The 17,849-nt window shown below is 39.7% G+C and carries 18 protein-coding genes and 1 pseudogene; 14 read left to right on the plus strand and 5 right to left on the minus strand.

The window, feature by feature from the left end; all coding sequences use genetic code 11:
• Positions 1-1,605: pseudogene (locus AB657_RS00020) on the minus strand (hypothetical protein); the annotation flags it as partial.
• 298 nt (positions 1,606-1,903) lie between these two features.
• Between AB657_RS00020 and AB657_RS00025 the strand changes: the two are divergent.
• From AB657_RS00025 to AB657_RS00050, 6 genes are all read left to right on the plus strand, one after another.
• Positions 1,904-2,650 carry a hypothetical protein gene (locus AB657_RS00025; RefSeq protein WP_047244633.1) on the plus strand — a complete coding sequence of 249 codons (747 nt, stop codon included), beginning with the start codon at positions 1,904-1,906 and terminating at the stop codon, positions 2,648-2,650.
• The gene (locus AB657_RS00030) at positions 2,640-3,413 is read left to right on the plus strand and encodes an outer membrane protein (protein WP_047244634.1); all 774 of its coding nucleotides are present in this window, start codon (positions 2,640-2,642) and stop codon (positions 3,411-3,413) included. The genes AB657_RS00025 and AB657_RS00030 overlap by 11 nt, the downstream gene beginning before the upstream one ends.
• Positions 3,414-3,458: 45 nt before the next feature.
• On the plus strand, positions 3,459-3,965 hold the full coding sequence (locus AB657_RS00035; protein WP_047244635.1) for a DUF6702 family protein: 507 nt from the start codon (positions 3,459-3,461) through the stop codon (positions 3,963-3,965).
• A gap of 62 nt (positions 3,966-4,027) precedes the next feature.
• The gene (locus tag AB657_RS00040) at positions 4,028-6,337 is read left to right on the plus strand and encodes a M1 family metallopeptidase (RefSeq protein ID WP_047244636.1); all 2,310 of its coding nucleotides are present in this window, start codon (positions 4,028-4,030) and stop codon (positions 6,335-6,337) included.
• An 84-nt stretch (positions 6,338-6,421) separates the two neighbouring features.
• Positions 6,422-6,760 (plus strand): Sec-independent protein translocase subunit TatA/TatB, encoded by a 339-nt coding sequence (locus AB657_RS00045; protein ID WP_047244637.1) that lies wholly within the window; start codon positions 6,422-6,424, stop codon positions 6,758-6,760.
• 9 nt (positions 6,761-6,769) lie between these two features.
• Complete coding sequence (locus AB657_RS00050; protein WP_047244638.1) at positions 6,770-7,330, plus strand: phosphatase PAP2 family protein; 561 nt, start codon at positions 6,770-6,772, stop codon at positions 7,328-7,330.
• Here AB657_RS00050 and AB657_RS00055 read toward each other — a convergent pair.
• Positions 7,308-7,949 carry an O-methyltransferase gene (locus AB657_RS00055; protein ID WP_047244639.1) on the minus strand — a complete coding sequence of 214 codons (642 nt, stop codon included), beginning with the start codon at positions 7,947-7,949 and terminating at the stop codon, positions 7,308-7,310. The genes AB657_RS00050 and AB657_RS00055 overlap by 23 nt on opposite strands.
• Positions 7,950-8,010: 61 nt before the next feature.
• On the opposite strand from AB657_RS00055, the gene AB657_RS00060 reads away from it, so the two are divergent.
• The 3 genes from AB657_RS00060 to AB657_RS00070 all read left to right on the plus strand — a co-directional run bounded on the left by AB657_RS00060 (position 8,011) and on the right by AB657_RS00070 (position 10,990).
• On the plus strand, positions 8,011-8,481 hold the full coding sequence (locus AB657_RS00060; protein WP_047244640.1) for a GNAT family N-acetyltransferase: 471 nt from the start codon (positions 8,011-8,013) through the stop codon (positions 8,479-8,481).
• A gap of 66 nt (positions 8,482-8,547) precedes the next feature.
• Positions 8,548-9,816: a kynureninase gene (gene kynU, locus AB657_RS00065; RefSeq protein WP_047247688.1), complete on the plus strand. Its 1,269-nt coding sequence runs from the start codon at positions 8,548-8,550 to the stop codon at positions 9,814-9,816.
• Positions 9,817-9,841: 25 nt separating this feature from the next.
• Entirely contained in the window at positions 9,842-10,990 is a 1,149-nt protein-coding gene (locus tag AB657_RS00070; RefSeq protein WP_047244641.1) for an MFS transporter, read from the plus strand.
• 64 nt (positions 10,991-11,054) lie between these two features.
• Here the strand turns inward: AB657_RS00070 and AB657_RS00075 are convergent, their stop codons facing one another.
• A complete protein-coding gene (locus tag AB657_RS00075; protein ID WP_232304813.1) occupies positions 11,055-11,633 on the minus strand; it encodes a hypothetical protein in 579 nt (192 codons plus the stop codon).
• 231 nt (positions 11,634-11,864) lie between these two features.
• On the opposite strand from AB657_RS00075, the gene AB657_RS00080 reads away from it, so the two are divergent.
• From AB657_RS00080 to AB657_RS00100, 5 genes are all read left to right on the plus strand, one after another.
• A complete protein-coding gene (locus tag AB657_RS00080) occupies positions 11,865-12,437 on the plus strand; it encodes an RNA polymerase sigma factor (RefSeq protein ID WP_232304814.1) in 573 nt (190 codons plus the stop codon).
• Complete coding sequence (locus tag AB657_RS00085) at positions 12,437-12,631, plus strand: hypothetical protein (RefSeq protein ID WP_047244643.1); 195 nt, start codon at positions 12,437-12,439, stop codon at positions 12,629-12,631. The genes AB657_RS00080 and AB657_RS00085 overlap by 1 nt, the downstream gene beginning before the upstream one ends.
• 23 nt (positions 12,632-12,654) lie before the next feature.
• Positions 12,655-13,482 (plus strand): mechanosensitive ion channel family protein, encoded by an 828-nt coding sequence (locus AB657_RS00090; protein ID WP_047244644.1) that lies wholly within the window; start codon positions 12,655-12,657, stop codon positions 13,480-13,482.
• A gap of 92 nt (positions 13,483-13,574) precedes the next feature.
• Positions 13,575-14,123 (plus strand): ClpP family protease, encoded by a 549-nt coding sequence (locus AB657_RS00095; protein WP_047244645.1) that lies wholly within the window; start codon positions 13,575-13,577, stop codon positions 14,121-14,123.
• A 335-nt stretch (positions 14,124-14,458) separates the two neighbouring features.
• The gene (locus AB657_RS00100; protein WP_047244646.1) at positions 14,459-15,814 is read left to right on the plus strand and encodes an FAD-dependent oxidoreductase; all 1,356 of its coding nucleotides are present in this window, start codon (positions 14,459-14,461) and stop codon (positions 15,812-15,814) included.
• 149 nt (positions 15,815-15,963) lie between these two features.
• Here AB657_RS00100 and AB657_RS00105 read toward each other — a convergent pair whose 3' ends face one another.
• A complete protein-coding gene (locus AB657_RS00105) occupies positions 15,964-16,743 on the minus strand; it encodes a zinc ribbon domain-containing protein (protein WP_047244647.1) in 780 nt (259 codons plus the stop codon).
• A 2-nt stretch (positions 16,744-16,745) separates the two neighbouring features.
• Positions 16,746-17,840 (minus strand): Nif3-like dinuclear metal center hexameric protein, encoded by a 1,095-nt coding sequence (locus AB657_RS00110; RefSeq protein WP_047244648.1) that lies wholly within the window; start codon positions 17,838-17,840, stop codon positions 16,746-16,748.
• Between the last annotated feature and the right edge of the window lie 9 nt (positions 17,841-17,849).

The following is a 17,849-nucleotide window of genomic DNA, read 5'->3' on the forward strand; positions in this document are numbered from 1 at the left end:
AGTTGCAAAAATGGCGTCAAGGTCCACTTGATTGCCAATGGTGGCAGGATTAGTTAAAGTTAGTATAGTAGTGTTCAATTGTAAGTCTTGAAGTTCATCAGTTGTATTTCCACCTCCCGAAATAATATTCGCTTCCAATTCGTCTTTAAGTTCTTCAATCGCAGATTGTGTGTCATTGGCCCCAATTGACAAATAAGGGGTAAAAGGTACTTGCGAAGCATTTTGATTGGTTCCAAGTGCCCCTAAAGGGATAGTTCCACTAAAGCCTGGTGCGGTACCTGTTACCACCAAGTCGGTTCCTTGTAGTTCGATATTGGTAACAACGCCATCCGCAGTACCACCACCCGTAGCATCTATTACGTACGGGGTTGCTGTAGTTCCGTCTCCCGTAATTGTGATGTTTGTTCCTTCTGTTAAAATGGCCCTGTTTTGGTCTAATAGAGGTCCTATATCTGCACTGGCACCATCGGTTATGGTTATTGTGGTTCCCAGAATGCTTAAATCTTGTTCATCGGTATTGTCCATGTACTTGGTTAAGTCTACATCGTTGCCCCCTGAAATAGCCAGGGTGTTTCCGACTAGATCCAAATTTTGGTTATCAGTTCCGGTTTGCGTCAAGGCAGAAACATCGATCGTACCAGAATTTCCCCCTTCAATATCTATTCGTAACTGGTTTCCAACAACGGCACCGCCCAATATATTTTGATCATCGGTATTGTCCAAAAAATTGCTTAGGTCCACTTCGTTTCCGTCTTCGATCTGTAATCTGTTGTCCCCTGTAAGGGTCAATTGCTGATCATCGGACCCTACCAAAGCTTCAAGGGTTACGAATCCACCTGCAGTGCTAGCCGGATTTGAAAGGGTAAGGGTATTCGTAGCCTTGTCGAAAGTTATGTCGGTAAGCTCGTTGGTGTCATCGGTATCGTTGTCATTGATAATATGATCGGCAATGTCGTTGGCATTTTGGGTAATATCCAGTTGTACGTCTTGTGTTAAGCTAGAGGCATCTTGCCAGGTAACGAGTCCGTTTTCATCGGTTCCCAATACCTTGCCGGGGTCGTTACTGGCCATGTCCGCAGGTATAATGCTACCATCTAAAATTTGAGAACTGGTAACGGAGCCGTCCCTAAGCTCATCGGACCCTACCGAGTCGTCGCCCAGTTTATCTTGCCCGATAGAGTTGTTCTGTATATCGTCGCCATTAATACCACCGTCTACAATATGTTCGCTTTTAATGCTGTTCTGGGCCACCTCTAGGTTATAACTGTTGGGGGTCTGGGTAATGGCAATACTACTTCTTGTGTTTACAATGGCGTCATTGGTAATGTCGAAACTGACCGCATCGCACAGATTGATCCATTGTGTACCATCGAAATAATGAATACACTCGGTGTCTGTATTATACACCATACCGCCCTTTAAGGGGGTAATAGCTTCCATTTCTGCGGTAGTAGCTTTGGTAATGACCAGTACCCGCGAGTTGCTCTCGAGTTCCAGTACGGACGCTCCGTCTATATTTTGTGGATTGTCACCGATCTTAATTTGACCAAAAGTACTTGTAACCGCTGTGGTCATAAGTATCAATAGAACTACTAGACGTTTCATATAGTGGTATTTATGTATAAATACAAGGGAAACAAAAATAGGATTATTGTTAAGGTAAATTGGTTTTTTTGGTTAAAAAGAGAACTCTTTAGGTTAAAGTGAAAGGGTATTGTAATAAATGGAATTGGATGCCCAAAACACGGGAACTATCTAAATGGGGAAGACCCTCGTTGCCCTCTTAAAAGAAATTAACAAAAGTTTATTGGCGTTGACTTTTTTAAAACCTTAACAAGTACGTACTTTATACCCTCTAAATTTTGATTTCTTTATCTTAAGACATCTTCTTATCAAATTTTTTATGATCAAGAATTTACTAACGTTATTTTTAATTTTTGTGGTAAGCTTCTCTTTTGCTCAAGAAGACGGGCGCAGATTGTTAAAGGGGCAGGTATTGTACCAAAATGTGAGCGTTGCCAACGAATATGTGATCAACTCTACTACAGAGGAAGCGACCATTACCAATGATGCCGGCGAATTTACCATTGCCGTAAAAGTAGGGGATCAGCTGGTTTTTACCGCTGTCAACTACCAGTACGAAATTGTGGATATAACCCCCGAAATATTGGAGCGTAACAGATTGGTGGTATCTGTGGACGAAAAAGTGACCGAATTGGACGAGGTGGTGGTTACCCCTGCGGACAAAGAGCGTTTTTTACAATTAAAGAACGAGGAGTTTAAGGAGTATGAATATGAGATAGACCGAAGCACAGAGGTGGAGAACATTGCCCAATCGCAAACCGAGAGGGGTATGAAGGACGGACTTAATTTTGCGAATATATTCCGTGCCATTTTCAAGGCCCAACCACAAACGGCCGACGAGCAGGCACCGAAGCTACAGGTAAGCGAAGTGTTGAGAAAGGTCTACGACGACCGCTTTTTTATGGAGGACCTTCAATTGCCCAAAGAGCAAATAGAAGCCTTTTTGACCTATTGTGACAAAAGGATGCCTACTAGGTCGTTGCTCAAAAAGGAGAACGAGTTTCAGTTGATAGATACTTTGGTAAATCTGAGCAAATCTTTTCGTAAAGAGGTGAATGAGGAGTAAGACCCTTTTGATTTTTCTGTTTCCTATGGCCATTTTGGCCCAGACGGGTACTGTTAAAGATTTAGAAGGAAGGGTGTACAGCAAAGATGGCGATGTGGCCGCGACGCATGTACTGAACATTACTACCGATCGGGCCTCTATTACAGATATCAACGGTTTTTTTTCGATTCCCGTTCGTGTAAACGATACCTTGGTGTTTTCTGCCGTACAGTTTAAAAAGAAGACCATAGTGGTTACCCCCGATGTATTTGCTAGTACCATGTTGTCGGTGCCCTTGGAGGATGCCTTGGAAGAGTTGGATGAAGTGGTGGTTACCCCATACAACTTATCGGGCGACCTTAGCAAAGACCTTGGTAGTCTAGAAATAGAGCCTGTGGTCACCGCGTCTACCTTGGGACTGCCAAATGCCTATGTTAAGATACCCACCAAAGCGGAACGAGAACTTTTTGAAGCAACTTCGGGAGGGGGGCTAATACCCCTGAATCCTATTTTGAACAAAATTTCGGGGCGTACCAAAATGCTAAAAAAAAGAGTTGAAAGAAACAGTTTGTATAGTAGAACGGCCCGTGTAAGGGCTTATTACCCAGATTCGCTCTACCAGACCAAACTTAAGATCCCCAAGGGCAAGACAGATGACTTTTTCTATTTTTGCGAGGTTGATCCCCGTTTTCAATCCGTGGTAGATACCCACGATCTTTTTAAGATATGGGAGTTTTTGGAAAACAAAAGTACCATGTACCGCAAAAACAATGGTTTTGACTAGGGTTTTTGGCATATGGTTTGCTTTTAGGCCATTTAAATAGATACTATGAAACATGTAAAAAAAGTATTGGTTTTATTTTTGCTGCCCTTGTTGGCCTTTACCGTGGCACATAAATTCTACATCAGTGTCACCAATGTAGGCTATTCGGAAAAGGACGATGCCCTGCAGATCATTACCCGAGTATTTCTAGATGATATGGTGGCAGTGCTCAACGAACGCTATGGTATAGATTCAAAACTGGGTACCGAGGAGGAGTCCGAGATGGATCGCGAGTATTTTGAAAAGTATTTACGCTCCAAATTTAGCGTAGAGATCAATGGGGAGGTAGTTGATTATAACTTGCTCGGAAAAAAGTACGATACCGATATGCTTATTTGCTATCTGGAAGTACCCAAGATAAATCTGCCCGAGGTTTCTTCTGTCGCCATTGTAAATGAGGTGCTTACAGATATGTTCGATGAGCAACAAAATGTGGTCCATTTTAAGATAAAGGACAAGAAAAAAAGTTTTGTACTCTTAAAGTCGGATATTAAAGGAATGTTAAACCTGTAACATATATTAAGAAATCCTTATAAAAACTTTAATTTTCACACGACTAATAACTTAACAATAAAATGAGAAAATTTAATCACGTTTTTGCTTCGATTTTATTTTTGTTCGCCGCAGTGTCCTTTGCGCAGGAAGAAGGCCAACAAGAAAGAGAACCAGGGCATTACAACCAAAGCAAGTTTAAGCAACTTTATGAGGAGTTTGCTACACCAAACACCTATCGTTCCGCTTCTGGAGCTCCAGGTCCTGATTACTACCAACAACAGGCCGATTACAAAATGGATATCCGTTTGGACGATAAGAATGCAAAAATTTATGGAGAGGAGACCATTACCTATACCAACAACTCTCCCGATGATCTAGAGTACCTGTGGGTGCAACTAGATCAAAACGTAAGGGCAAAAGATTCAAAAGCCCCATTAAGAAACGGAGGCGGAGTGCCCATGGCGGAACAGCCAAGTAGTTTTGCCTCAAAATATATGGGAGAGCCTTTTGATGGAGGTTTTAATATCGAGTATGTAAAGGATGCTTCGGGTAAGGCATTGCCTTATACCATCAACTTTACGATGATGCGCGTAGACCTGCCTTCACCTCTTAAGAGTGGGGCACAATATTCCTTTAAAGTGAAATGGAATTACAACATTCCCGATCATACCGTAAACAGGGCAAGATCTGGATATGAGTATTTTCCAAAAGATGGTAACAGGGCTTATGTAATAGCTCAGTTTTTCCCAAGAATGGCCGTTTATAATGATGTAGAGGGCTGGCAAAACCACCAGTTCTGGGGCAGTGGCGAGTTTGCACTTCCTTTTGGAAACTATGAAGTGAACATTACCGTTCCCGCAGATCATGTGTTGGACGGTACCGGAGAGCTTCAGAACAGAAAAGAAGTATTTACCAAAGAAATGTTGAAGCGTTACGAAAAGGCTAAAAAGTCGTATGACAAGCCTGTTGTGATCGTTACGCAAGAAGAAGCCGAAGCGGCTGAAAAAGGTTTTTCTGAAAAGACAAAAACCTGGAAGCTAAAAGCAGAAAATGTACGTGATTTTGCGTTTGCCACTTCTAGAAAATTTATCTGGGACATGCAGGCCGTAAAAATGGGAGATAGGGATGTAATGGCAGTTTCATTATATCCAAAAGAAGGAAACCCTTTATGGGAAGAGTACTCTACAAAAGTGGTGGCGCATACCTTAAAATCATATTCGTCACATACGTTCGATTACCCCTATCCAAAAGCAATTTCCGTTCATGCCAAAAATCAAGGTATGGAATACCCTATGATCTGTTGGAACTATGGTAGGCCCAACGAGGACGGTACCTATTCCGATAGGGTGAAATATGGAATGATCAGTGTTATTATCCACGAGGTAGGACACAACTTTTTCCCAATGATCGTAAATTCAGATGAGCGCCAGTGGGGATGGATGGACGAAGGTTTGGATACCTTTATGCAATATATGGCGGAGCAAGAGTTTGGGGAAGCCTATCCAGAAGCGATAGCGCCTAACGCCAAATACCCATCTAGAAGAGGGGATCCAGCTAAAATTGTTCCTTACATGAGTGGCGACCAGAGTACGATCGCGCCTATTATGTCCAATCCGGAAAACGTATACCAATTGGGAGCCAATGCATATGGTAAACCGGCAACTGCCCTGAATATTTTAAGGGAAACGGTAATGGGTAGAGAGCTTTTTGACCATGCTTTTAAAACCTATGCACAACGTTGGAAATTTAAACACCCGACCCCAGAAGATTTCTTTAGAACTATGGAAGATGCCTCTGCCGTAGATTTAGATTATTTCTGGAGAGGTTGGTTCTATACCACCGATTACGTGGACATAGGGGTAAAGGGCATCAAAAAATATTATGTGAGCGACAAGCCTACCAAAAAAATGAGGGAATACTTGGCGGCACGTAATATGACCGAGGCCGATTTGCCACCTTTGGTTTATTTGGCAGACGAGGAAAGCGAAGATTTTGATACTAACTTAAAAGGAAAGGCACCATCGGAAAATTCCAAGACCTTAAAAGAATTTATGATGGACAATATGACAGCTGCCGAAAGGGCTGCGGTAAAAGAGCCAAAGTACTTCTACGAAGTTACCTATGAAAAGCCAGGAGGTATTCCAATGCCACTGATCGTTGAGTATACCTATGCCGATGGTACGGTTAAAAATATTACCTATCCGGCAGAAATATGGAGAAAGAACGATAAAGAGGTGAAACTGGTAGTTTCTTCTACAAGCGAGTTGAAAAGTATCGTTGTAGATCCTAAAATGGAAACTGCCGATATAGATACTACTAACAACTCTTGGCCAAGGAAAGAATCGCAGAGCGACTTTGATAAATTCAAGGAAAATATCAAGGGACAATAAGAAAAAGTGAATTTTAATAAAAAAAAGCCCTGTTAAACAACAGGGCTTTTTTATTGCGCATTCAAACTTGTTTATATTTGTAGTATGATTTCAATATATTCTTTATTCATCAGTGGGGCCGAGATATTTTTCATCATGTTTATTGTGGTGATGGTTTTTGGCGCGGATAAGATTCCGGGAATAGCCAAAGGCCTAGGCAAAGGTATGAGACAGCTTAGGGATGCTACGGAAGATATAAAAAGGGAGATACAAAGAAGTGCTGATAAACAAGGTATAGATACCAGTGTTATAACCGATATTCAAAAAGATATCGAGGAAGTTAAAAATAGTATAGATACCGGTATTACAAAAGACATCAAAAATCAGTTTGGTGATGTAAGTAAAAAAATAAGCGACGTATCCGGCACTATAAAAAGAAAATAAAAGACGTTTATGTTTGATCGTATTTTAGAATGGGATCGAGAAACGTTTGTATACCTGAACAATCTTGGTGTCGAGAAATATGATGCTTTTTGGTCTACGGTGACCAAATTTCCCCCATGGATTCCCTTATTGGTTTTATTTATTGTGTTGTTTTTTGTAAAACGACCTAGACGAGAGGCTTATATGATGATCGGTACCTTACTGGTGATGGTGCTGTTTATTACTACTTTGACGGATCTTACCAAAGAGGTAGTGGCAAGGTTAAGACCCAATAACGATGCAGAGATAAATACGATTATCCGAATATTAAGAAGGCCGTCTGGCTATAGTTTCTTTTCTGGGCATGCCTCTTCTTCTTTCTCCATAACTACTATGGTAGTCCTTTTTTTAAGGGATCGCTTTAAATGGGTGTACTTTTTTTATCTATGGCCCATACTTTTTACCCTAAGTAGAATTTATGTAGGTGTCCATTTTCCCATAGATCTTGTCGTTGGTGCCATAGTCGGTACGGGATCGGCATGGCTGTTCTATAGGTTGTACCTGAACCTTATTTTACCCTACTCAAGGTAAGGCCGTCTCGTATGGGCAGAAGAACGGTATCTAACAAGGGGTGCTCACTTAATTTTTTATTGTAGTCCAATAATACTTTTGTGGTTTTGTCCTTTTTGTCCAAAGGTTCTACGACTTTACCGGACCATAGTACGTTGTCAGAAAGAATAACACTGCCCGATTTTGTTTTTGGAAGCACTGTTTCAAGGTAATTATCGTATTGCTTTTTTTCGGCATCTATAAATATCAGGTCAAAAGTAATATCGAGTTGGGGTACAATATCCAGTGCATCGCCAACATGTTGGTGGATCTTTGTTCCGTAATCGCTTTTATCAAAATAGGTGCGTTGCATGTCGTACAGTTCGGCGTTTACATCAATAGTGTGTAGTTCGCCATCCACTTGGAGGCCTTCTGCAAGGCACAAGGCGGAATAGCCTGTATAGGTTCCGATTTCAAGAATATATTTTGGTCGTATCAGTTTTGATAATAGACTGAGTACGCGGCCCTGAAAGTGACCGGTGAGCATTCTTGGCTGTATTACCTTAAGGTGTGTTTCGCGTGTTAGCTCTTGAAGTAGTTGAGGCTCTTTCTGAGAATTATTCGCAAGGTATTCCTCTAAATCGTCCGATAAAAAATGCATACGATACTTTTTGCAAAAATAGGGTATTAAGCCTTAATTTAATTCCCTATAAAAATGGGTAATGAAAGAAAATATAATTATTAGGGAAGCCCAAAAGACAGATTTACCGGTGCTGTTGCAATGCGAACAAGAAGTTATTGCTGCCGAAAGGCCTTATGATCCTAGCATTAGAAACGAAACCGTTACTTATTATAATCTGTTGGATCTAATGAAAAACTCAAGGGCCGTGGTATTGGTAGCATGCGATAAAGATAAGATCGTGGCTACAGGATATGCGTTGGAAAAACCGGCAAGGCATTATTTGGATCATGAGACGTATGCGTATTTAGGTTTTATGTACACGGATCCGGTATATAGGGGACAAGGAATAAATGGTAGCATCATAGACAGATTAAAAACATGGGCCCTATCTAAAGGGTTGACAGAATTGAGACTTACGGTATACAATGAGAACGAACCTGCCATTAAGGCTTGTGAAAAGGTAGGTTTTAAAAGGCATATTGTAGAAATGAGGGTAAGAATAGGGGAGTAATCCCATAATTTTATATGAAACCATTGCTATAAATGCTATATGAGTATTTTTGTAGAAATTGCAGGTATGGAATTTAAAAACACATTAGAGTTCGCCCGATCGTTAGATGCAAAAGATGCATTGCATGCATATAGGGATGAATTTATTTTTCCGAAGGTAAAGGGGAAACAGGTTATATATTTTACGGGCAACTCATTGGGGTTGCAGCCAAAAAGAACCAAGGCGTTCGTTGATGAGATAATGAAAGACTGGGCAGATTTAGCGGTCGAAGGCCATTTTTATGCCGATAAACCTTGGTGGGATTACCATGAACGCTTGGCCGCACCTTTGGCCAAGGTAGTGGGGGCCAAGACCAAAGAAGTTTCGGTGATGAATACACTTACCGTTAACCTTCATTTGCTGATGGTCTCTTTTTATAGGCCTACAAAAAAACGTTATAAGATACTTTGTGAGGAAAAAGCTTTTCCGAGCGATCAATATATGCTTCATAGTCAGGCGCGTTTTCATGGTTTTGATCCCGACGATGCTATTGTAGAGGTTAAAAAAAGAAAAGGTGAGCACTTTTGGAGAACAGAGGATATTCTAGAGAAAATAGAGGAGGTAGGAGATGAGTTGGCCCTGGTGCTTATAGGTGGGGTAAATTACTACAATGGGCAGGTGATGGATATGGAGGCGATTACTAAAGCGGGCAAGGCCGTAGGGGCCTATGTCGGTTGGGATTTGGCCCATGGGGCAGGAAATGTGGAATTGAAACTACATGATTGGAATGCCGATTTTGCCGCTTGGTGCAGTTATAAGTATATGAACAGTGGTCCGGGGAACGCCTCAGGTATCTATATTCATGAACAGTACTTGAATAAAAAGGATATACCTAGGTTCGAAGGTTGGTGGGGAACCAAAAAATCCGAGCGTTTTTTAATGAAACCCAATTTTGAACCAATGGAAAATGCCGATGCATGGCAGGTTAGCAATGCACCGGTATTGACAATGGCGCCCTACTTGGCCTCGTTAGAACTCTTTGAGGAAGTGGGAATGGAGGCCCTTATGGAAAAAAGAGATAAAATAGTAGCCTATTTAGAGTTTATATTAAAAGAGGTAGATGCTCAGGTAGAAAGCAGTTTTGAAATAATTACACCTAAAGATAGAGGGTGTCAATTATCCGTTTTTCTACATGGTGAAGGCAAAGAGCTTTTTAACTATTTAATGGAAAACGGTGTAATAACAGATTGGAGAGAGCCCAATGTAATTAGATTGGCGCCGGCACCTTTTTATTGTTCGTACGAAGATATGTTCAGGTTTGGTGAAATCTTGAAAAAAGGCATATTGACCAAATAACCCATTTCTATGGTCAGATCATAAAATGAAATCACTTAGACTAATCTTGGGCAATGCGAGGTATTTTGGTCCCTCTTGGGTATTTGCGAGCATCAATATACTTTTTGGTACATGGGCCATTTATATACCTACGGTAAAGGAAAACCTAGGTATAGACAAGTCTCAATTGGGAATTGCCATTTTTTGTTTGTCCTTGGGTGTTTTTATTGTTTTTCCTTTTGCATCCACCATTATTAATAGGGTAGGCGTTGGAAAATCTACATGGTACGGGGTAATTCTTAGTTGCATGGCCGCCATGTTACCTCTTTTAAGTCCAACTTTTTATATGCTAATGGCAAGCTTGTTCCTGTTTGGGGCCTCCAATGGTTTTACCGACATATCTATGAATACCTTGGTGACCGAACTGGAAAAAAAAGATGGGGCCAAGTTTATGTCGGCCTCGCATGGCTTTTTTAGTTTAGGAGGGGTTCTCGCCGGTTTGGGTAGCTTTCTTATTGGTCCGTTGAACAATCCGGTCTTGCATATGGGAATTGCCGTTTTATTGGTGTTAACGGTTAATCTGATGTTCTATAGACAGTATGTTGGTGAAGTGGCCGTTGCCATACAAAAGGAAGCATTTAGCTTAAAACATTTTAAACCCTTGTTGTTGTTGGGGTTGATCTCTTTTATAGCCATGGGGAGCGAAGGTGCTATTGTAGATTGGAGCGGACTTTATTTGAAAGAAATAAGTTTGGCTCCCGAAGCACTATGGGGAGCAGGGTTTTTAGGGTTTCAGATTACAATGACCGTGGGCCGTTTTTTGGGAGACGGTATCAGTGCCCGTTTGGGATCCGTAAAAATGGTGGCGCTCGGTACTTTACTGAGTATTATAGGGTATATTTTGGTGTTGACCACGGTTACTTATTTTGCAATAATTGGCTTTGCCTTGTGCGGGCTCGGTTTTTCGGTTATAATCCCCGAGCTTTTCAGAATTGGGGGCAATGTAAAAGGGGTAACCTCCTCGCAAGGGGTTTCCTTTATTGCCGGTGCCGGTTATTCCGGGTTTTTATGCGCTCCACCGATCTTAGGATTTTTGGCGGACAACTATTCGCTAAAAACCAGTTTTATGGTGTTGTTTTGTGTAGCACTTATCATTCTAGGGGTCTTGGCGCTTTTAAAGCGAAAAAGCGCTTAGACGTTTACATATAAAAAAATCTTGTGTAAATTTTCTATAGCTTAAATAAGAGGACAGGTTTTTGTTATTCTATCTCTATTCCCGTAAAATATAGCTGAAAATTACCGTCGGCCCTTTTGTGCATAGTGGCCAACTCAATGTTTTTGATGGTTTTATAGTCCTCCCAACTGGTGATCATACTAGGTTCTGGGCTATTTCCCTTTCTAAAGGCCCATTCTTTGATACGGTAGTCATCGCCAAAATAAAAATCATAGGCGTCACCGGGTGTATAGCCCCCTTCGTTGCCATAGACAATGGTCAGTTTTTGCATGGTTTCTTTGCTTAAAGGAGCTTCGGAGGCCATGGTATGTTCATGGGTGAAACTCTGTTGGTCCCAAACCAATTGATACGGAGCCAATAACCAATACTTATCATTAATAAAACCTGCGTCCGTTTTTGCGATAATGCTGTCAACGGCCTTTCGGTTGTATGAAAGGGTGTCTTCGCTGGTCATGAACACAACATCGTTTGTTTTTGGTTGCCATAGCCAAGTACGTTCAAAATGGGAAGAATCCCTGTCCACGTTAAAAGTGAACTTGATGCTTTCAACATTTTTCCAGTGTTCATAACCGTTGGCATAGGCTATTTCCTCTAGTATGTTCAATTTTTTTTCAACCGTTTTTTTATCTTGCTTTTTTTCCGTTTTACAAGCAGTTATCATGAATAAACTGCAAAGAAAATATAAGGTGTAATGTTTCATTGTTGATGTAAATTTTGCTTAAAGGTATTAATTAATGATTCTTATAACTATTTTTATCCCTCCATTAAACGCTTTAAGGTGACCTTTCTACGCAAATTGTGTCTAATCATCATAAGGAACCAATTTAATTCTAAATTGGGACATGATGATCCCTACAAGGATATTACAGATGAAGATCTGGTAAAGGATATTGTTGAAAAAAGGGACACAATGCTGTTCGGAGTGCTGTATGATCGTTACAGCAAATTGGTATATAACAAATGTTATGGTTTCGCCAAATCACAAAAGGAAGCCGAAGATCTTACACAAGATGTGTTTTTGATGCTTTTTGTGAAACTGGGGTCTTTTAAGGGAAAGTCCAAATTTTCCACATGGTTGTATTCTTTCACCTATAATTTTTGTGTTAATTATGTGAACAGGGACAAGGGTAGGAAAATTGGGGACAAATCGAACTCTATAGATGATACCGAGCTCGAACTTTCGATGGAAGTGACCGACGAAAGTTTATTGGAGTTACAGGTGTCGAAACTTAAGCAGGCGTTAGAAATGATACCGCCAGAAGATAAGTCTATCCTGCTTTTGAAGTATCAAGATGGTGTTTCTATCAAAGAACTGGAAACACTTTTGGAGCTAGGGCCTTCTGCGATAAAGATGAGATTAAAACGCGCAAAGGCAAGAGTAATAGAAACCTATAAAACATTACCTTAATGCAGGAACAAAACCAAAATCCGTTTAAGGCAATTCAGGGAGATTTAAAAGATGTGCCCCCCGAGCTACGAAAAAAGGTAATGTCCGATATTGCCTTGGCGAAGCTTATTATGGAAATGGCCACTTTGTTTACCAGTAACTATGCATCCTTGATAGAAGGTTTATTAAAAACGGGAAAATCAAAAAAGAATTAAACTAGAAAAGAAATTATAATATTATGGATACAGTAGAAAAATGGAAAAACCTTGTTTTTGATACTTTAGGGTCTATTTTAAAGGATATTGCCGCAGCTTTACCGGGTATTTTTGGTGCTTTTGTGGTGATTCTTTTTGGGTGGATCACCATTAAGGTCGTGTCTTATATCCTAAAGAAAGTAATGCGTATCGTTAAGGTAGATGAGCTATCCAAGAAAATTGATGATGCAAAGCTTTTTGGGGACTCCAATTTTAAAATCGATATATCTAAAATAATCTTAAGTTTTGTAAAAGGAATCTTGTGGTTGGTTTTTATTATAGTAGCTGCCGATGTGATGAATCTAAAGATCATTTCGAACGAAATAGCCAACCTATTAAGATACATACCTAAATTACTTACGGCCCTTATTATTTTTATGGTTGGACTGTACCTGGCGAAAACGGTTAAAAAAACGATCATTACCGTTTTTGACTCTATGGATATTAGAGGAGGTAAGGCGTTGGGAAATGTGCTATTTTACCTAATAGTAATCTTTGTAGGTATTACCTCTCTCAATCAGGCGGGCATCAATACCGAAATTATTACCAGTAATTTTACCATTATATTAGGTTCTTTCTTATTGGCCTTTGCCTTGGCATTGGGGCTGGGATCAAGAGAAATTGTGGGCGACTTACTTAGAACCTTTTATTCTAGAAAAATATATGAAGTAGGTGATAAGATAAAAGTTAAGGATATGGAAGGTACCATAGAAGCTATCGATAATATTTCTGTAGTATTGAAAACCAAAAAAGGAAAAGTTGTGCTACCTATCAAAAAAATAGTAAACAACACCGTAGAAGTAGATGTTTAAGGAAGATTAAAACCATAGCTTTTAAACATTGTGATGTGGCTATTGCTTTAACAATTAATTCCTTAATTTTGATTTTGATAAAAAATTAAAATATGAGCTCGAAAAAAGGAAAAATACAAGAGGCTATCGATGAAAAAATGCTGGAGGAAAGAAAGGTCTTTCTATGGGGTCAGGTAGATGATGATTCTGCTAAGCATGTGATAGATAGGTTGTTGTATTTAGATATGCAAAATAATAAGGAAATTCAACTTTATATAAACAGTCCTGGTGGTTATGTAACCTCTGGCTTTGCTATGTACGATACCATTAAGTCCTTAAAAAGCCCCGTTTCTACCATTTGTACCGGGCTGGCGGCATCTATGGGTTCTATATTGTTGTCGGTAGGTAAAAAAGGAAGACGTTTTATTCAACCACATGCCCAGGTTATGATCCACCAACCAAGTGGAGGGGCCAGAGGGCAGGCTTCCAATATAGAGATCCAAGCTAGGGAAATCATTAAGACCAAAGAGTTGAGCGCACAAATTTTGGCCGATAATTGCGGACAAGAATTCGAAAAAGTGCTAAAAGACTTTGATAGAGACTATTGGATGAATGCCGAAGAATCCGTAGCGTACGGTATTGTTGATGGTATTTTAAAATAACCTTATGAAATGTTAGTGTACTAAAAGACCTTCTTGAAGCTTCAAGAAGGTCTTTTATATATATAGGCGCTCTCGCGGAATAGTCTTTATTTATCTACGAGGAAAAATAGGAGTATGGTTTATCAAAGTATTTGAAATTTATGTTAAAATCGGATAGGCCTTAAAATGATTAAATTTGAGTTTTTAAATCTACTACGGAGTGTGTATAGTTTAAACTATATTGAAGACCGATTCTTGCTTTTCAATAGAGAGATGTGACTTAATTATTTACCGTAAGGTAATGGTCGCTTTCCTGTATTTGCTATCCCATTTCAGAAGTATACATTACATATAATATGACCCAAACAAAAAAAAATATAGCCATTATAGGCTCAGGTCTCGTGGGATCTTTATTGGCCCTATATCTTAAAAAATATGGACATGAAATTACGGTTTTTGATAGACGCCCCGATATACGTCTTGTAGAGTTTTCAGGAAGGTCTATAAACCTGGCAATGAGCAATAGGGGGTGGAAGGCCTTGCGAGAGGTGGGAATAGAGGAAGAAATAAGGAAAATTGGTATTCCATTGGATAAGCGTTGTATGCATGTAATCGGAAAACCGGAGTACCATCAGAAATATGGTAAAGAAGGTGAGGCCATATGGTCTATTTCTAGAGGTGTACTCAATAAAAAAATGATAGATCTGGCAGAGGAGGCCGGAGTACGGTTTAGGTTTGAGGAAAAAGTTTGGGATGTTGATCTGCCAAATGCCAAAGTTTTTACCGGCGAATCTGAGAAAAGTGAGTGGAAAGAATATGATTTTGACCTCGTTTTTGGGTGTGATGGTGCTTTTTCTAGAGTACGCCATAAGATGCAAAGACGTAGTAGGTTTAATTATTCACAAGACTTTATTGATGTAGGCTACAAAGAGCTTACCATACCCGCCAATACGGATGGTACCCATAAATTGGATAAAAATTCTTTTCATATATGGCCCAGAGGCAAGTTTATGTTCATTGCCATGCCCAATTTAGACGGTAGTTTTACATGTACGTTGTTTATGCCTTTTGAAGGTGATATTTCTTTTGAGAGTATAAAAACAAAGAGTGATGCCGATCATTTTTTTAACACCTATTTTCCGAACGTTCAAAACGATATAGAGAATTTGATCCACGATTTTTTTAAGAACCCCACAAGTGCAATGGTTACAATGAAATGTTATCCTTGGACCTATTGGAACAAGGTAGCTTTGGTGGGGGACTCTGCACATGCGATAGTCCCTTTTTATGGACAAGGGATGAACGCAGGGTTTGAAGATATCTATGTGCTTGATCAAATTATAAAAGAACATGGAGATGATTGGGAGACGATCTTTGAGGTTTATCAAAAAGAACGTAAACCAAATGCGGATGCAATAGCCGAGTTGAGTTACCGTAACTTTATTGAAATGAGCAGTAAAACTGCAGATCCCATGTTTTTACTTCAAAAAAAGATAGAGAAGAAGTTTTCTTCAAAGTATCCTGATAAATGGATACCTGCCTACAGTAGGGTTACTTTTTCAGAAAGACCTTATGCGGAAGCTTTGGCTTATGGTGATTTTCAAGAAAGCATTATGAAAGAAATTATGAAAAGGCCGCAAATAGAACAAGAATGGGATAGTGAAACGGTAGAGAAGGCCATGTTGGAGATGTTGGCGGACAAGACGATATAAGAGAAGATTAAGGGGTAGTCCTGTGTTTTTCTTGTAAAAAAAAGAAAAGGTAAATCTTTAGTTGTCTAAAGAATAATAAAAGGCTGTTGTAATAAATAAAAAGGGCCAAACTATATAAGTTCGGCCCTTTTTATTTTGAGTTGTTTCGCTTATAGTTTAGCGAAGAATTTCTCCATTTTTTCTTGCTCTTCATCGGCCAATGCAGGGTCAACAAGAATTCTACCACTGTGTTCGTCAGTGATTATTTTCTTTCTCGAAGCAATTTCGACTTGTACTTGTGGAGGTATGGTAAAGAAAGAACCACCGGAAGCACCTCTTTCGATAGGTACTACAGCTAGACCGTTTTTAACATTGTTTCGTATACGGGCATATGCTTTTACAAGTCTTTCCTCTATTTTATCCTGAAATTTGATAGATTCTTCTAAAAGCGCTTTTTCTTCTTTTTCGGTTTCTGCCAAAATAGCGTTCAACTCGCCTTTTTTATGTTTAAGGTGGGCTTCTCTTTCTGCCAAACGCTCTTTGGTTTCTGCGATCACCTCTTTTTTCTGCTCTATTTGCGCCTTGAATTCCTTAATGTTCTTTTCGGCCAATTGTATTTCCAATTCTTGGAACTCCAATTCTTTGCTAATAGAGTTGAATTCTCTACTGTTACGAACATTTTTTTGTTGTTCAGTGTATTTTTTAATCAAATTTTTGGCTTCTTCGATAAGGTTTTTCTTGGCGCCTATCTCAAAGTTAATAGTTTCCAAATCGGTTTTTAACTTATCCATCCTAGTCTTAAGGCCTAGCACTTCATCCTCTAGATCTTCTACTTCTAAAGGTAATTCTCCACGTACATTTCGTATTTCATCTACCCTAGAATCAATTAATTGCAAATCGTATAATGCCCTTAACTTTGCTTCAACAGATGAATCTTCTTTTTTTGCCATATTTAAAAATACTTGATAGGATTTGTTATACTTTCCGATAAACGGATTGCAAAATTAGGAATTTTTTTTGTAAGATAATCAACTAAAAGGTTTTTTGTAAACTGCTCAGTTTCAAAGTGTCCAATATCGGCTATGACCATTTGCCCTTCAGCCTCATAAAATTGATGGTATTTTACGTCGGCCGTTACAAAAATGTCGGCTCCGGCTGCCTTTGCGGCACCGATGGCAAATGCCCCGCTACCACCCAGAACGGCTACCTTTTTTATAGGTTTGTTTCTGAGTTCTGAATGCCTAACGACAGCGGCGTTCATTTTGGTCTTAAGAGTGGACAAAAATTCTTTCTCGGGCATCGGTGTGGCCAGTTCGCCGATCATTCCCATTCCGATATACGGGTTGTGGTTTTCAATACTAAATACTTCATAGGCAACCTCTTCGTACGGATGGTGTGTTTTTAATGCGTTGATTACCCCTTTTTCGTCTGCTTTTAAATAGGTAATGGAAACCAAAGATTCTTTTTCGTAATGGGTAACACCTTTTTCTCCTTTGGTGGGGTTCGTATTTTCACCTGCCTTATAACTGCCAACTCCGTCTACGGTAAAACTACAATTACTATAATTGCCTATGTGGCCCGCACCGGCAGCAAATAGTTTTTCTTTTAAAAAGTCGGCATCATCAACAGGTACATAGGTGGTTAGTTTTCTGATCGTATCTTTTTTTGGTATTAGGATACGGGTTTTTGACAATCCTAGAACCTCACAGATTTTAGCATTTACGCCTTTGGGTGAGTTATCTAAGGCAGTATGTATGGCGTATATGGCAATTTTATTTTCAATAGCCTTTATTACCGTACGTTCCACATAGTTTTTGCCAGTTATTTTTTTTAGTCCGCTAAAAACGATCGGATGAAAACTGACAATAAGGTTGCATTGGTTGGCGATGGCTTCGTCCACTACACTTTCAATGGTGTCCAAAGTGACCAAAATTCCGCTTATCTCCATCAATTCATCTCCGACCAAAAGGCCTACATTGTCAAAATCTTCGGCATGGCTCAAGGGAGCTAACTCCTCTAAAACTTGGGTAACCTTCTTAATTGTCATTTTCAAAAA

The sequence above is a fragment of the Maribacter thermophilus genome, assembly GCF_001020565.1.
GTDB classification, from domain to species: Bacteria; Bacteroidota; Bacteroidia; order Flavobacteriales; family Flavobacteriaceae; genus Maribacter; species Maribacter thermophilus.

Excerpts from the sequence above, each read along its gene's own strand:
- AB657_RS00105 (WP_047244647.1), bottom strand. The coding sequence starts at position 16,743 with ATGGCAAAAAAAGAAGATTCATCTGTTGAAGCAAAGTTAAGGGCATTA.
- AB657_RS00050 (WP_047244638.1), top strand. The coding sequence starts at position 6,770 with ATGTTTGATCGTATTTTAGAATGGGATCGAGAAACGTTTGTATACCTG.
- AB657_RS00030 (WP_047244634.1), top strand. The coding sequence starts at position 2,640 with ATGAGGAGTAAGACCCTTTTGATTTTTCTGTTTCCTATGGCCATTTTG.
- AB657_RS00025 (WP_047244633.1), top strand. The coding sequence starts at position 1,904 with ATGATCAAGAATTTACTAACGTTATTTTTAATTTTTGTGGTAAGCTTC.
- AB657_RS00045 (WP_047244637.1), top strand. The coding sequence starts at position 6,422 with ATGATTTCAATATATTCTTTATTCATCAGTGGGGCCGAGATATTTTTC.
- AB657_RS00060 (WP_047244640.1), top strand. The coding sequence starts at position 8,011 with ATGAAAGAAAATATAATTATTAGGGAAGCCCAAAAGACAGATTTACCG.
- AB657_RS00095 (WP_047244645.1), top strand. The coding sequence starts at position 13,575 with ATGAGCTCGAAAAAAGGAAAAATACAAGAGGCTATCGATGAAAAAATG.
- AB657_RS00110 (WP_047244648.1), bottom strand. The coding sequence starts at position 17,840 with ATGACAATTAAGAAGGTTACCCAAGTTTTAGAGGAGTTAGCTCCCTTG.
- AB657_RS00085 (WP_047244643.1), top strand. The coding sequence starts at position 12,437 with ATGCAGGAACAAAACCAAAATCCGTTTAAGGCAATTCAGGGAGATTTA.
- AB657_RS00070 (WP_047244641.1), top strand. The coding sequence starts at position 9,842 with ATGAAATCACTTAGACTAATCTTGGGCAATGCGAGGTATTTTGGTCCC.
- kynU (WP_047247688.1), top strand. The coding sequence starts at position 8,548 with ATGGAATTTAAAAACACATTAGAGTTCGCCCGATCGTTAGATGCAAAA.
- AB657_RS00055 (WP_047244639.1), bottom strand. The coding sequence starts at position 7,949 with ATGCATTTTTTATCGGACGATTTAGAGGAATACCTTGCGAATAATTCT.
- AB657_RS00035 (WP_047244635.1), top strand. The coding sequence starts at position 3,459 with ATGAAACATGTAAAAAAAGTATTGGTTTTATTTTTGCTGCCCTTGTTG.
- AB657_RS00090 (WP_047244644.1), top strand. The coding sequence starts at position 12,655 with ATGGATACAGTAGAAAAATGGAAAAACCTTGTTTTTGATACTTTAGGG.
- AB657_RS00040 (WP_047244636.1), top strand. The coding sequence starts at position 4,028 with ATGAGAAAATTTAATCACGTTTTTGCTTCGATTTTATTTTTGTTCGCC.
- AB657_RS00100 (WP_047244646.1), top strand. The coding sequence starts at position 14,459 with ATGACCCAAACAAAAAAAAATATAGCCATTATAGGCTCAGGTCTCGTG.